Annotated in this window: 12 protein-coding genes; 6 read left to right on the plus strand and 6 right to left on the minus strand. The window is 71.7% G+C overall.

All coding sequences use genetic code 11. The annotated features are described in order from the left end of the window. The 3 genes from VLG41_RS17750 to VLG41_RS17760 form a co-directional block, all read left to right on the plus strand. A partial coding sequence (locus tag VLG41_RS17750) for an NAD(P)-dependent oxidoreductase (RefSeq protein ID WP_325350717.1) occupies positions 1–376 on the plus strand: 376 nt, incomplete at its 5' end. 50 nt (positions 377–426) lie between these two features. Beyond that, positions 427–1,074 carry an RraA family protein gene (locus tag VLG41_RS17755; protein ID WP_325350718.1) on the plus strand — a complete coding sequence of 216 codons (648 nt, stop codon included), beginning with the start codon at positions 427–429 and terminating at the stop codon, positions 1,072–1,074. 19 nt (positions 1,075–1,093) lie between these two features. Then, on the plus strand, positions 1,094–2,023 hold the full coding sequence (locus VLG41_RS17760; protein ID WP_325350719.1) for a sugar kinase: 930 nt from the start codon (positions 1,094–1,096) through the stop codon (positions 2,021–2,023). On the opposite strand, the gene VLG41_RS17765 is transcribed toward VLG41_RS17760, so the two are convergent. Both VLG41_RS17765 and VLG41_RS17770 read right to left on the minus strand, forming a co-directional pair. Beyond that, entirely contained in the window at positions 2,024–2,905 is an 882-nt protein-coding gene (locus VLG41_RS17765; protein ID WP_325350720.1) for an isocitrate lyase/PEP mutase family protein, read from the minus strand. It abuts the gene before it with no gap. 5 nt (positions 2,906–2,910) lie between these two features. Beyond that, positions 2,911–3,903, minus strand: a complete 993-nt coding sequence (locus VLG41_RS17770) for a tripartite tricarboxylate transporter substrate binding protein (protein WP_325350721.1) — start codon at positions 3,901–3,903, stop codon at positions 2,911–2,913. A 131-nt stretch (positions 3,904–4,034) separates the two neighbouring features. On the opposite strand from VLG41_RS17770, the gene VLG41_RS17775 reads away from it, so the two are divergent. Then, positions 4,035–4,955, plus strand: a complete 921-nt coding sequence (locus VLG41_RS17775) for a LysR family transcriptional regulator (RefSeq protein ID WP_325350722.1) — start codon at positions 4,035–4,037, stop codon at positions 4,953–4,955. 18 nt (positions 4,956–4,973) lie between these two features. Here VLG41_RS17775 and VLG41_RS17780 read toward each other — a convergent pair whose 3' ends face one another. The 4 genes from VLG41_RS17780 to VLG41_RS17795 form a co-directional block, all read right to left on the minus strand. Next, positions 4,974–6,998 (minus strand): PAS domain-containing sensor histidine kinase, encoded by a 2,025-nt coding sequence (locus tag VLG41_RS17780; protein WP_325350723.1) that lies wholly within the window; start codon positions 6,996–6,998, stop codon positions 4,974–4,976. A gap of 150 nt (positions 6,999–7,148) precedes the next feature. Continuing rightward, positions 7,149–9,704 carry an ATP-binding cassette domain-containing protein gene (locus VLG41_RS17785; RefSeq protein WP_325350724.1) on the minus strand — a complete coding sequence of 852 codons (2,556 nt, stop codon included), beginning with the start codon at positions 9,702–9,704 and terminating at the stop codon, positions 7,149–7,151. After that, complete coding sequence (locus VLG41_RS17790; RefSeq protein ID WP_325350725.1) at positions 9,701–10,579, minus strand: branched-chain amino acid ABC transporter permease; 879 nt, start codon at positions 10,577–10,579, stop codon at positions 9,701–9,703. Before VLG41_RS17790 ends, VLG41_RS17785 begins: the two co-directional genes overlap by 4 nt. 10 nt (positions 10,580–10,589) lie before the next feature. Beyond that, positions 10,590–11,786, minus strand: a complete 1,197-nt coding sequence (locus VLG41_RS17795) for an ABC transporter substrate-binding protein (RefSeq protein ID WP_325350726.1) — start codon at positions 11,784–11,786, stop codon at positions 10,590–10,592. Positions 11,787–12,024: 238 nt separating this feature from the next. Between VLG41_RS17795 and VLG41_RS17800 the strand changes: the two genes are divergently transcribed. Both VLG41_RS17800 and VLG41_RS17805 read left to right on the plus strand, forming a co-directional pair. Then, the gene (locus VLG41_RS17800; protein WP_325350727.1) at positions 12,025–12,456 is read left to right on the plus strand and encodes a nuclear transport factor 2 family protein; all 432 of its coding nucleotides are present in this window, start codon (positions 12,025–12,027) and stop codon (positions 12,454–12,456) included. Beyond that, positions 12,453–13,391, plus strand: a complete 939-nt coding sequence (locus VLG41_RS17805; RefSeq protein WP_325350728.1) for a polysaccharide deacetylase family protein — start codon at positions 12,453–12,455, stop codon at positions 13,389–13,391. Before VLG41_RS17800 ends, VLG41_RS17805 begins: the two co-directional genes overlap by 4 nt. The last annotated feature ends 1 nt before the right edge of the window (position 13,392 follow it).

The raw sequence follows: 13,392 nt of genomic DNA on the forward strand, positions 1-13,392 counted from the left end.
CCTGTGCGCCGAGTCCGACGTGATCTCGCTGCACGCCCCCTTCAACGAACAGACGCGCCACCTCATCAACGCCGAGCGCATCGCGCGCATGAAGCCCACGGCGATCCTGGTGAACACCGCGCGCGGCGGCCTGGTGCACACCGACGCGTTGTACGAGGCGCTGGCCGCGCGCCGCATCCTCGGCGCGGGGCTGGACGTCTTCGAGCAGGAGCCGCCGGGCATCCACAAGCTCTTCAGCCTGGACAACGTGGTGGTGAGCAACCACATGGGCTGGTACAGCGAAGAGGCCATGCGCGACCTGCAGCGCAAGACGGCCGAGGAGGCCGCGCGCGCGCTGCGTGGCGAGGCCCCATTGAACTGGCTCAACCGGTGGTGAGCCACTCAACACACCACCAAGAACACCCCCCGATTTCAAGAAAGCAGGACATGAAAGAACTGATCGACGGATTCAATCAAGTGGCCGTGGCCTCCGTGGCCGACGCGGTGGACAAGGTCTGCGGCAAGCGCGGCTACATGGCCACCTGCATCAAGCCGCGCATCAACGACAAGCGCATCTGCGGCCCGGCCGCCACCGTGCTGGAAGCGGCCACCGACGAGTTCGTGCCGCCCCAGCACGCGCTCGACCTGATCGACGAGGCCCCGGCGGGCAGCGTCATCGTCATCAGCATCGAAGGCGGTGAGCCCGACGTGGCGGTGTGGGGCGGCCTGATGACGGCCGGCGCCGTGGCCAACGGGCACGCCGGCGCCGTGCTGGACGGTGGCGTGCGCGACCTCACCGAGATCCGCCGCGACTACGGCTTCCCGGTGTACGCGCGCGACGTGAGCCCCGGCACCACGCTGGGCCGCTACCGCACCGTGGCCTCGCAGGTGCCGGTGCGCGTGGGCGACATCCTGGTCCACCCCGGTGACATCGTCGTCGGCGACGTGGACGGCGTGGTGGTGGTGCCGCGCGCCCAGGCCGAAGCGGTGCTGAAGATGGCCAAGGAAATCGACGAGCGCGAACTGGAGCAGGCCAAGCTCATCATCGCGGAGAAGTCGCTGCGCAAGGGCCTGGCCAAGTACGGCCGCATCTGAGATGGCAGGAGGAGCCGTGGTGGCAGAAGACGCGCTCGACATCCTCGCCTTCGGCGAGGCCATGGTCGAGTTCAACCAGACCGGGGAAGGCCAGGGCCGCCTGTACTTGCAGGGCTTCGGCGGCGACACCTCCAACTTCGCCGTGGCCGCCGCGCGCCAGGGCGCGCGCGTGGGCTACCTGGGCGCGCTCGGCGACGACCCCTACGGCGCCCTGCTGCGCCGCCTGTGGGACGAGGAGGGCGTGGACCACGCCAGCGTGCTCGCCGACGCGTCGGCCTTCACCGCCATCTACTTCGTCACGCACGACGAGCGCGGCCACCACTTCAGCTTCTTCCGCACCGGCTCGGCCGCCAGCCGCTACACGGCGGCGCAACTGCCGCGCGATCGCATCGCGGCGGCCAAGGTGCTGCACCTCTCGGGCATCTCGCTGGCCATCTCGCCCACGGCCTGCGACACGGCCTACGCGGCCATGGCCATCGCGCGCGAGGCCGGCACGCTGGTGTCCTTCGACACCAACCTGCGCCTGAAGCTGTGGCCCGTGGACCGCGCGCGCGCGGTGATGAGCGACGTCATCGCGCGCTGCGACATCTGCCTGCCCAGTTACGACGACGTGGTCGCCATCACCGGCCTCACCGACCCCGACGCGCTGGTGGACCACTGCCTGCGCCTGGGCGCGAAGCAGGTGGCGCTCAAGCTGGGCGAGAAGGGCGCGCTGGTGGCGGACGCGAATCAGCGCCACCGCATCGACCCCTTCCCCTGCCAGCCCGTGGACGCCACCGGCGCGGGCGACGCCTTCGGCGGCGCCTTCGTCACGCGCCGCCTGGCCGGCGACAGCCTGCTGGAGGCGGGGCGCTACGCGGCCGCGGTGGCGGCCCTGTCCACGCAGGGCTACGGCGCGGTGGCGCCGATCCCGCGCGCGGACGAGGTGCGCGCGCGGCTCGCGGGCTGATCAGCCGCCGTAGCGGCGCTCCAGTTCCGCCCAGCGCGGGAAGCCGACGATGCGCTTGTAGTCCTCGAAGCCCACGCCGCTGCCCACCATCTTCAGCTCGCCGCTGCGCAGGTCCTCCAGGCTGTCGACCATGGTCTTCACCGAGCGCATCAGCAGCGAGATGCCGTAGATGACGATGCGAAAACCCAGGTCCTCCAGTTCGGCGGGCTTGAGGATGGGCGTGCGACCGCCTTCGAGCATGTTGGCCATCAGCGGCACGCCCTTGAGCGCGCGGCCCACCTGCTGCAGCTCGGCCACCGATTCGGGCGCCTCGATGAAGATGCCGTCGGCGCCCGCTCGCGCGTAGCGCTCGCCGCGGCGCAGCGCCTCGTCCATGCCGATCACCTCGCGCGCGTCGGTGCGCGCGATGATGAAGGTGCGGGGGTCGCGCCGCTGCTCCGCCGCCGCGCGGATGCGCCGCTCCATCTCCTCGCAGGGCAGCAGTTCCTTGCCCGCGATGTGGCCGCAGCGCTTGGGCGAGACCTGGTCCTCGAAGAACAGGGCCTGCGCGCCCATGCGTTCATACGTATGCACCGCGTGCACCACGTTCTTCACGTCGCCGTAGCCGTTGTCCACGTCCACCAGCACGGGCAGGTCGGACACGGCCATGATGTCGCGGTAGGCCGCGCTGAGCTCGCCCAGCGTCGCCAGGCCGATGTCGGGCAGGCCAAGGCGCGCGCCCACCACCGGAAAGCCGCCGATGAAGTAGGCCTTGAAGCCGGCCTGCTGGATGAGCAGCGCGGAGATGGCGTCGTGCGCGCCGGGCAAGACCAGCGGGCGCTCGCTGGCGACGAGCTCGCGGAAATGGGGGGACGGCGCGCTGGCCTGGGGGTCGAGGGACATGGGGTTCACTGATCGATCTTGATGTTGCCTGCCTTGATAACCGCGGCCCAGCGCTGGCCGTCCTCCTGCACGAGCCGCTCCAGCTCGCGTGGGCCGCCGCCCAGGGGCTCGGCGCCTTGCCGCTCGAACTGCGCGCGCAGGTCGGGGTCGCGCAGCACGGTGTTGAGGTGTCGGTTGAGTTCGCTCACCACCTTCGGGTCCAGGCCGGCCGGCCCCATCAGCGCGAACCAGGTGGTGCCGTCGAAGCCCTCGAAGCCCGCCTCGCGCAGCGTGGGCAGATCGGGCGCGAGCGGCGAACGCTGCGCGCTGCCGATGGCCAGGGCCTTCACCTTGCCGGCCTGGGACTGCGGCAGGGTCCAGACGATGCTGTCGAAGGCGAAGTCGATCTGGCCGCCGTTCAGGTCCGGTAGGGCCTGGATGCCCGTCTTGTACGGGATGTGCGTTGTCGGCAGCTTGGCGCGCTGCGCGAAGTCGGCGCCGATGAGGTGCGTGACCGAGCCGTTGCCGCTGGACGAGTAGTTCAGCGGCCCCGTGCGGGCGCGCGCCGCCTGCAGGAACTCGGCCACCGTGGCCACCTTCAGCGCGGGGCTCACCACCAGCACGTTCGGCGCCGTGGCAAGGCGCGCGATCGGCGTGAAGTCGCGCTGCGGATCGTAGGGCAGGGGCCGCAGGTGCGGCAGCACCGCGTGCGTGCTGCTGGTGGCCAGCAGGAAGGTGTAGCCGTCGGGCGCGGCCTTGGCCACGGCTTGCGCACCGATGGAGCCGGCCGCGCCGGCGCGGTTGTCGATCACCACGGGCTGCTTGAGCGCGGCCGAGAGCTTCTCGCCCACGATGCGCGCCAGCGCGTCGGTGCTGCCGCCGGCACCGAAGGGCACGATGAGGCGCAGCGGCCGCTCGGGCCAGGTGGCGGTCTGGGCGTGGGCGGGCGCGAGCAGGGCGCTCAGCAGGGCGAGGCCGCTGGCGCGCAGCCAGCGGGCGCCGTGGAGGGTGAAGGGCATGGCGTGTCTCCGGTTTGTTGTGGTGAATGCACCAGGTTCATGGGATTCGCGCCGCAATGTAGACAAGGCCGGGTGTACCCATCAAATGATTTGTTTCCATTCACCCAGATGCACGCCATTCATAATGGGCCATGGACTTTCGCCGCCTCGACCTGAACCTGCTGGTGGTCTTCGACGCTGTGCTCAGCGAGCGCAGCGTCACGCGCGCCGCCGAGCGCCTGGCGCTCACGCAGCCGGCGGTGAGCCACGCGCTGTCGCGCCTGCGCGCGGCCTGCGGCGACCCGATCGTCGTGCGCCAGGGGCACGGCATGGTGCCCACGCCGAAGGCGGTGGCCCTGCACCCCGAAGTTCGCGCCCTGCTGGCGCGCGCGCAACGCGTGTTCTCGCTGTCCAGCGCCTTCGACCCGCGCCAGTCGCAACGCCAGTTCCACATCGGCTGCTCGGACCACGCGGCCCAGGCCCTGCTGGGCCCGGTGCTGCCCGCGCTGCTGCGCGACGCGCCCGGTGTGCGCCTGCAGCTGCTGCACGCCGGGCGCAGCAACGCCGCCGACATGATCCGCGCTGGCGCGCTCGACCTGGCGCTGGGCGTGTTCAACAGCGCGGACGACACCATCGAGGTGCGCACGGTGCGCGAGTCGCCCTACGTGTGCCTGATGCGCGCCGGGCACCCGCTGGCGGGCGGGCGCTTCACGCTGGCGCGCTACCTCGCGGCCCGGCACCTGCAGGTGCTGGTGCAGCCCGGCGCGTTCGGGGGCATCGACCAGACCCTCGCGCGGCTCGGCCACGAGCGCGACATCCGCCTGGTGGCGCCGCACTTCGGTGCCGCCCTGGGCCTGCTGCTCGGCACCGATCTGGTGTTGACGGTGCCCGACGACCTGGCCCCCGGCGCCCGACTGCCGCCCGGCCTGCTGCGCCGCGCGGTGCCCTTCGATCTGGATCCGTTTCGCCACCAGATCGCCATGAGCCGGCGCGCGAACGACGACCCGGGCGTGGCCTGGCTCGTGTCCACACTGGTGTCGGCGGCTGTGCCGCCGCGCGCGCGGCGGCGTTGAGGCCGGCGGCGCGCCCGTTCAGGGCAGTTCGAGGTCTGTCTTCGTGTGGGGCTTCGCGCCCGTGGCTGGCGCGCGCAACTCCACGAAGAAGGTGCAGCCCTGGTCGGGCGCCGTTTCGCACCACAGCCGGCCTTCGTGGCGCTGCACCACGCGCTGCACCAGCGCCAGGCCCATGCCCACGCCGTCGTAGTCCATGGAGTGGTGCTGCCGCTGGAACATCACGAACAGGGACTTGGCCTTGGCCAGATCGAAGCCCACGCCGTTGTCGCGCACGAACAGCGTGTGCACCTCGCCCACGGCGGGCAGTTGGCCCACCTCGATGCGCGCCTGGGGCACGCGGCGCGTGAACTTGGCCGCGTTGTCGAGCAACTGGCCGAAGACCTCGGCGAGCAGGATCGGATCGCCCGCCACCACGGGCAGCGCCGGGTCGATCACCCACTCGATCTCGCGCGGCGCGCTCTCGGCCCGCAGGCGGCCCACGATGCCCATGATCAGCGGCGTGAGCGAGACCGGCGCCGGCTCGATCGCCACGCGCCCCAGGCGCGCGTATTCCAGCAGGCCGTCGATCATCTGGCCCATGCGCTTGGCGGCGTTGCCGATGGCGGTCTGGAACTGCATCAGCTCGTGGTGCTGCGCCGGGTCCAGCCCCTCCTGGGTGAGCGTGACGTACTGGCCGATGTGGCGCAGCGGCGCGCGCAGGTCGTGCGCCACCGTGTACGAGAAGGCGTCGAGGTCGCGGTTGGCCGCGTCGAGCTGCTGGGTGCGCTCGGTCACGCGGTGCTGCAGCTCCTGGTTGAGGCGCGCCATCACGTCGGCCAGGCGCTTGGATTCGGTGAGGTCGCGCGTGATGACCGACAGGCCTTGCAGGCCGCCCTGCGCGTCGCGCAGCGCGGTCAGCGTGGCGTGCGACCAGAAGCGCGTGCCATCGTGGCGCTGGCTCCAGCCCTCGTGCTCGGCGTGGCCTTCCTCCAGGCACACGTCCAGCATCACCTGCGTGTCGGCCCCGGCGAGCTGGTCGTCCTGCGGCTCGAACAGCGCGTCCAGCGAGCGGCCGAGGATCTGCCCGCGCTCGAAGCCGTGCAGGCGCTGCGCGCTCTCTGTCCAGTCGCTCACGCCGCCGTCGGGGTCGAGGAAGAAGATGGCGTGGTCGCGGATGGCGTGCGACATCAGGCGAAAGCGCTGCTCGCTGGCGTAGAGCTCGGCGCTGCGCTGCGCCACGCGCTCCTCGAGGTCGAGGTTGGCGTTGAAGACGAAGTCCTCGGTGCGGCGCCGTTCGGTGATGTCGATGAGCTCGACGAAGAAGCCGTGCACGCCGCCGTCGTGGCTGTCGGGCAGGTAGTGCACCTCGTAGTAGTGGGGCGTGCCGTCGGCGCCGGGGCGCTCGGCCTCGTGGCTGATGGCCTCGCCGTTGAGCGCCTTGGCCACGCGCGGCAGCACCTCGGGCAGCACCTCGGGGGTCAGCACGCGGCTGAGGTCGATGCCGATGACCTCGTCCGGGGCCAGGCCGTAGCCGGCCGCGTAGGCCGCGTTGCAGAAACGGCAGACCAGGTCCTTGTCGTAGTACGCCAGGCGCGAAGGGGTGCGGTCGGTGATGGCCTGCAGCAGGCGCAGCCGCGCCACGATCTGGCGCTCGATGCGATCGCGCCCGGTGACCTCGACCACGGCGGTGTGCGAGCGCAGGAAGCGGCCGCTGGCGTCGCGCACCGCGAGCGAGACCAGCTCCACGGTGAAGAAGGCGCCGTCCTTGCCGAACAGGCGCAGCGTCAGCGGCGGCGTGCGGCCCTGCGTGCGCAGCTCGTGCAGGTGGTCGCGCAGCTGGTTCAGCTCGGATTCCTCGCGCAGGCGCGCGAGCGTGGGAAAGTCCACGTCGCCGCCGGGCGCCAGGCGCTCCAGGTCGGCGCGGGTGTGGCCGAGCCAGTCGAGCAGGGTGTCGTTGATGGCCTGCACGCGCAGGCCGGTGTCCAGTGCGAGCAGGCCGCACGGGGCGTTGTCCCACAAGGCATGGCCTTCGCCGATCGCGCGCTCGCTGGCCGCTGTATCCATTTGTGCCATTCGTGGCCTCCCACCCGCCGCCGTCGCGCGGGCCGTGACGGGGCTAACCCCGGAGCGGCCACTCTAGCCGCCGATGGCGCGTCATGCAAATCGCCCCGCGCCGCAGCGGTGCCCGCGGCGGCATGGACGGCGGCGCGGGGCTCAGGCCGCGCGCACGAGCGCGGGGGCGGGGGCGTTCGCCTGCTCGCCCAGATACGCCGCCGCCAGGGCTCCGTCGGCGGCGATCTCGGCCGCCGTGCCCTGGGCCACGATGCGCCCGCCTTCCATCACGTAGGCGCGGTCGGCCAGGGCCAGCGCCAGGCCGGCCATCTGGTCCACCAGCAACAGGGTCATGCCCTCGCGGCGCAGCCGGTCCAGCGCGGCGAACAGTTCGGCGATCACCTTGGGCGCCAGGCCGAGGGAGGGCTCGTCGAGCAGCAACACGCGGGGGCGCGACATCAGGGCGCGCGCGATGGCCAGCATCTGCTGCTCCCCGCCCGATAGCAGGCCGGCGCGCTGGTGCAGGCGCTCGCGCAGCCGGGGGAAGCGCTCGAGCTGTTCCTGCACGCGCGCCTCGCGGTCCTCGGGCCGCAGGAAGGCGCCGAGGCGGATGTTGTCGAGCACGCTCAGTTCGGGGAACACCTGGCGGCCTTCGGGCACCAGCACCACGCCGCGCGCCACCACCTGCTCGGCGCCCAGCCCGTGCAGGGCCGCGCCGTCGACATGGATGCCGCCCTGCACGGGGCGGTGCAGGCCCGCTATCGCTTTCATGAGCGTGGACTTGCCGGCCCCGTTGGCGCCCAGCAGGGCCACGGCCTCGCCGCGGCGCACGCGCAGGTCGATGCCGTGCAGCACGGGCTCGGCGCCGTAGCCGGCGATCAGGGCGCCCACGCCCAGGGCTTCTTCGCTGTCCACCGGTGCACGGGGCGCTGGCGCGGCACTGTCCAGGCTTTCGCCCAGGTAGGCGGCCTGCACGGCCGGGTCGGCCTGGACTTCGGCGGGCGTACCCGCCGCCAGGCGCTCGCCGGCGTCCAGCACCACCACGTGGTCGCTGATGCCCATGACCAGGGCCATGTCGTGTTCCACCAGCAGCACCGCCACGCCCGCATCCGCGATGCGGCGCAGCAGCGCGCCCAGGCCTTGCTTGTCCTCGCGCGACAGGCCGGCGGCCGGTTCGTCGAGCAAGAGCGCGTCCGGGTCGGTGGCGAGCGCGCGCGCCACCTCGACCAGACGGCGGTCCACGTGCGGCAGGTCGGCCGCCAGCGTGTGCGGCGAACCCGTGTAGCCGCAAAAGACCAGCAGCTCGTGCGCGCGCCGGGTGCGTTCGGGTGCGCGGCGCCGTGCCGCGCCCAGCAGGGCACCGAGGCGTCCGCGCCCCATGGCGAGCACCACGTTGTCCAGCACGCTCAGCGAACCGAAGAGCTGCGAGGTCTGGTACGTGCGCGCCACACCGGCGCGCGCGATGCGCACCGCCGATTGGCCCGCGAGTTCACGCGCGCCGAGCGAGAACCCGCCCGCCGTGGGCAGGTAGAAGCCGCCCAGCACGTTGAGCGCGGTGGACTTGCCCGCGCCGTTCGGGCCGATCAGGCTGGTCACGCGGCCGGCCTCGGCGCGCAGGCTCAGACCGCCCACCGCGCGCACGCCGCCGAACTGCATGGTGATGCCCTGAGCCGCGAGCCCGGCGCGGGGACGCGCGTGCAGGCCGAGCGCGGCCTCGCCGGTTTCCAGCGCGGGTGGCGCTGCGGGCCACAGGCGCTCGCGCAGGCGCCGCAGCCCCCCGGCCACGCCATCGGGCGCAGCCCACAGCACCACGAGCAGCAGCGCACCGAAGAACAGCAGGCGGTACTCCTCCAGGCCCGACAGCAGTTCGGGCAGCAGGCCCACCACCACGGCGCCCACCAGCGGCCCGGCCACCGAGCCCGCGCCGCCCAGCATCACCACCAGCACGAACAGGATGGACTGCAGGAAGCCGAAGGTGTGGGGCGTGACGAAGCCCGACAGCGGCGCGAACAGCGCGCCCGCGGCCGCGGCCAGCGCGGCCGACACGGCGAAGGCCACGGTCTTGATGAACAGCGGGTTCAGGCCGATCGATTCGGCGGCGGTCTCCGCGTCGCGCACCGCGCGCAGGCCCGCGCCCCAGGTGCCGCGCGAGAGCCAGGCGTAGCCCGCGAGCGCGACGCCGGCCGTGGCGATGGCCAACAGCGCCACCGCGCGTTCGCCCTGCGCGACGCCGAGCGAGGGCGCGGCCAGGCCCATGATGCCGTTCTGCCCGCCCGTGAGCGCACCGGCCTCCACGATGCCGTGCTCGACGATGAAACCGAAGGCGATGGTGATCATCGCCAGGTAGGGGCCCTTCACGCGCAGCGCCGGCAGCGCCAGCAGCGCGCCCGCCAGGCCACCCAGCAGCGCCGCCAGCGGCCACGCGGCCCAGAAGCTCCAGCCGGCCTGGGTGGTGAGGATGGCGACTGTGTAGGCGCCGATGGCGTAGAAGCCCACGTGGCCGAAAGACACCTGGCCCGACAGGCCGAGCAGCACGTTCAGGCCGATGCCCACGATGGCCAGCAGGGCCACGTTGGCGAGCACGAAGACCCAGTAGCCGTTGAGGGTGAGCGCGAGCACCGCGCCCGCGGCCAGCAGCGCCAGCACGGCCGCGATCTGCGCGGGGGTGCCCAGGCCCAGGGGCATGGGCGTGGTGCGGGGGACGGCGGGCCGGTTCATACCTTCTTCACCTCCGCGCGGCCGAACAGGCCGTTGGGGCGCCAGGCCAGCGCGGCGATCACGAGCGCGAAGGTGAGGATCTGCGTGTAGCCCGAACCCAGCGTGGCCGTGATGGTGGCCTCGGCCAGGCCGAAGAGCAGGCCGGCGATCATCACGCCCCAGGCGCTGGTGATGCCGCCGAGGATGGCGACCGCGAAGGCCTTCAGGCCGAACAGCGTGCCCATGTCGGCCGCCACGTTGAACAGCGGCGCGATCAGCACGCCCGCGATGCCGGCGAACAGCGCCGACAGCGCGAAGGCCAGGGTCACCGCGCGCTGGATGGGAATGCCCATGAGCCGCGCCGCCGCGCGGTTCTGCACCACCGCCAGCAGGGCGGTGCCCCAGCGCGTGCGCCGCGACAGCGTGTGCAGCAGCGCGGCCAGCGCCAGGCCCACCACGGGGATGAGCAGTTGCAGCGGGTACACGCCCAGCCCCAGACCACCGATCTCCAGCGGCGATTGCGCCAGGGGCGAGGACAGGCTGCGCGGCTCCTTGCCGTAGGTGAACATCACCAGGTTGTCGAGCACGATGCCCAGGGCCACCGTGGCCATGAGCCAGGCGTCGGAGCCGCGGTTCACGAAGGGCCGCACCGCGAGCCATTCCACCAGCAGGCCGTAGAGCGCGCACAGCGCGAGCGCCAGCGCGATGGCGGCCCACAGGGGCCAGCCGAAGGTCTGCGCGAAGCTGAAGGTGAGCACCGCGCCCAGCATCATCGAGCTGCCCTGGGCGAAGTTGACCGTGCCGCTGACGGCATAGGTCACGTAGAAGCCCAGGGCCATCAGGCCGTACATGCTGCCCAGCCCGAGGCCGCTGATGAGCGCGGAGATCGCCAACATGCGAAGGCCCTCAGTTCGTGGTCATGCCCACGGGCACGATGCGGTTGTCGATGAACTGCGCCCAGACATAGTCGGAGCTGAGCACCGCGTCGTGTTGCGTGGCGCTGAAGGGCTTGTCGTAGGTCTTGATGAGACCCTCGTACTTGCCGATCTTGTAGAAGCCCTGGCGCACCGCGTCGCCCTCGGTGGAGCCGGCCGCCGCGATGGCCAGCGCCGCCAGGTGCGTGCCGTCGTAGGCGTTGGCCACGCCCACGGCGGGCGTGATGTCGGCCGGGCCCTTCACGTTCGGGTACTTGGCCACCATGGCCTTGATCACGCGCTCGCCCACCGGCGACTGCTTGCCGAAGAAGCTGTAGGTCTGCACGAAGTGCACGTCCTTGCCGCTGGGCCCCGCGAGTTCGGTGAAGCGACCGCCCGCCGGGCCCCAGTGCGAGACCACGGGCACCTTCCAGCCCATGCGATCCAGCGACTTGACCACCTGCGCCGAGGGGCCCACGTTGCCCACCATGAACAGCACGTCCGCGCCGTTGGCCTTCAGGCGCGTGAGCTGCGGCACCATGTCCACGTCGTTGGCCTCGAACTTCTCGATGCCCGCGGGCGTGACGTTCTTCGCCGCCATGGCCGCCGCCAGGCCTTTCTGGTTGCTCTCGCCCCAGGGGTTGTTCACCAGGATCAGGCCGGGCTTCTTCGCGCCGAAGTTCTTTTGCGCGTAGGCCAGCATGCCCTCGTCGACGATCTCGTCCACCGCCGAGACGCGGAAGGCGAAGTTGGGGTTGGCGCCGTTCTTCGTGATGCCCGTGCCCGCGGCCCAGGGGCCCATGAAGGGCACCTTCTCCTGGTTCATCAGCGGCACGATGGCCATGGACACCGGCGTGTCCAGGCCGCCGAAGACCACGGCCACCTTCTCGCGGTAGATGAGTTCGCGCGCGGCCACCACGCCCTTGGCGGGGTTGGCCTCGTCGTCGCGGCGCACCAGTTCCAGTTTGCGGCCCAGCACGCCGCCCTTGGCGTTGATCTCGTCGATGGCGATCTGCATGCCGCGCGTGATGGCCTCGCCGGCCAGCGCGGACTGGCCCGACAGCGCGGTGACCAGGCCGAACTTGATGGGCTCGCTGGCGAGCGCCGCGCCGCCGAACGAGGCCGCCGCGAGGGCGATGCCAGCCGCCAGCGCGCCGCGCCGGGTGGGGAAGGAGGAGAAGAGGGACATGGCGGGACTCCTGAAAAGGGGGACGGGGACGGTGGGGGGAAACGCTGCGCCCCGGTCGCAAGTCCTGTGCCAGTGTTCTCAATTCTGCTTTTGTGGTGTTCTCATTCCTGAATATGGATTGTTGACAATCTGGCACACGACTTGCGAACACACCGATAGCGTGCCGGCGCGGGTCCGTGTCGGTGCGAAACGCCCCAGGCCGGTGCGCCGCACCCGCCGCGATCCGTGGAGCCGCCCCATGTCCGACACCGCTGTCCCCACAGCCCCCCTCACGCCCGCGCAGGTCGTGGACGAGTACCTGCGCATCCTCATGGTCCCCGACCCGGCCGGCGCGCGGCGCTTCGTCGCGCCGGGCCTGCGCATCCGCTTCACCGGCCACCGCGAGATGGCCGACCCCGCCGAGTGCGCGGCCTTCAACGCGGGCCGCTACCGCTGGGTGAAGAAGCGCATCGAGCGCACCGAGACCGTGGCCGGCGGCAGCGCGGCCGAGACCGTGGTCTACAGCCTGGGCACGTTGCACGGCGAATGGCCGGACGGCACGCCCTTCGAAGCCAACCGCTACGTGGACCGCTACGTGGTCAGCCACGGCCTCATCACCGAGATGCAGGTGTGGAACGACAGCGCCGAGTGGCTGCTGGAGCCCTCGCTGAACCGCAGGCCCGCGCCATGACCGCCGCAACGACCGCCGCGCAGTACCTCGGCCCCTTGCCCGACCACGGCCGCTTTCCCTACCGCGCCATCACGCAGCGCCCGCATTACCGCTGGCCCAATGGCGCCGGCCTGGCGGCGTACATCGGCTTCAACATCGAGCACTTCGCCTTTGGCGAGGGTTTGGGCGCCAGCATCGGCCCGGCGTCGCCGCAGCCCGACGTGCTCAACTTCAGCTGGCGCGAGTACGGCAACCGCGTGGGCGCCTGGCGCTGCCTGGAGCTGTTCGACAGCCTGGGCCTGCCCACGGCCGCGCTCATCAACACCGCGCTCTACACGCACTGCCCGGAGCTGGTGGCCGCCTTCGTCGCGCGCGGCGACGAGCTGGTGGGCCATGGCCACAGCAACGCCGAGCGCCAGGCCGCGCTCGACGAGGCCGGCGAGCGCGAACTGCTCGCGCATTGCCGCCAGCAGATGCGCCTGCACAGCGGCGCGGAGCCGCGCGGCTGGTTGTCGCCCTGGATATCCGAGAGCCGGCTCACGCCCGACCTGCTGGCCGAGACCGGCTACCACTACACGCTCAACTGGTGCCACGACGACCAGCCCGTGCCGATGCGCACGCGCAGCGGGCGCCCGCTGTGGTCCGTGCCCTACCCGCAGGAGCTCAACGACATTCCCATGATCGTGGCGCGCCAGATGGACGGGAAGGACTTCGCGCAGATGATCGTGGACAACACCGACGAGATGCTCGAACAGGCGCGCGCCCAGCCGCTGGTCATGGGCATCGCGTTGCACCCCTACCTGGTGGGCCAGCCCTACCGCCTGCGCCACCTGCGCCGCGCGCTGCAGCACCTGGCCGCGGCGCGCGACCGGGGCGAGGTCTGGTTCACCACGCCCGGCGAGATCGCCCAACACATGGCCACGCTGGCCGCACACGAACCCAAGGCTTTTGCATGAG

Source organism: Hydrogenophaga sp. (genome assembly GCF_035481345.1).
Taxonomy (GTDB): domain Bacteria; phylum Pseudomonadota; class Gammaproteobacteria; order Burkholderiales; family Burkholderiaceae_C; genus Hydrogenophaga.

Coding starts and splice junctions, on each gene's coding strand:
- VLG41_RS17755 (WP_325350718.1), top strand. CDS start 427: ATGAAAGAACTGATCGACGGATTCAATCAAGTGGCCGTGGCCTCCGTG.
- VLG41_RS17765 (WP_325350720.1), bottom strand. CDS start 2,905: ATGTCCCTCGACCCCCAGGCCAGCGCGCCGTCCCCCCATTTCCGCGAG.
- VLG41_RS17770 (WP_325350721.1), bottom strand. CDS start 3,903: ATGCCCTTCACCCTCCACGGCGCCCGCTGGCTGCGCGCCAGCGGCCTC.
- VLG41_RS17775 (WP_325350722.1), top strand. CDS start 4,035: ATGGACTTTCGCCGCCTCGACCTGAACCTGCTGGTGGTCTTCGACGCT.
- VLG41_RS17780 (WP_325350723.1), bottom strand. CDS start 6,998: ATGGATACAGCGGCCAGCGAGCGCGCGATCGGCGAAGGCCATGCCTTG.
- VLG41_RS17785 (WP_325350724.1), bottom strand. CDS start 9,704: ATGAACCGGCCCGCCGTCCCCCGCACCACGCCCATGCCCCTGGGCCTG.
- VLG41_RS17790 (WP_325350725.1), bottom strand. CDS start 10,579: ATGTTGGCGATCTCCGCGCTCATCAGCGGCCTCGGGCTGGGCAGCATG.
- VLG41_RS17795 (WP_325350726.1), bottom strand. CDS start 11,786: ATGTCCCTCTTCTCCTCCTTCCCCACCCGGCGCGGCGCGCTGGCGGCT.
- VLG41_RS17800 (WP_325350727.1), top strand. CDS start 12,025: ATGTCCGACACCGCTGTCCCCACAGCCCCCCTCACGCCCGCGCAGGTC.
- VLG41_RS17805 (WP_325350728.1), top strand. CDS start 12,453: ATGACCGCCGCAACGACCGCCGCGCAGTACCTCGGCCCCTTGCCCGAC.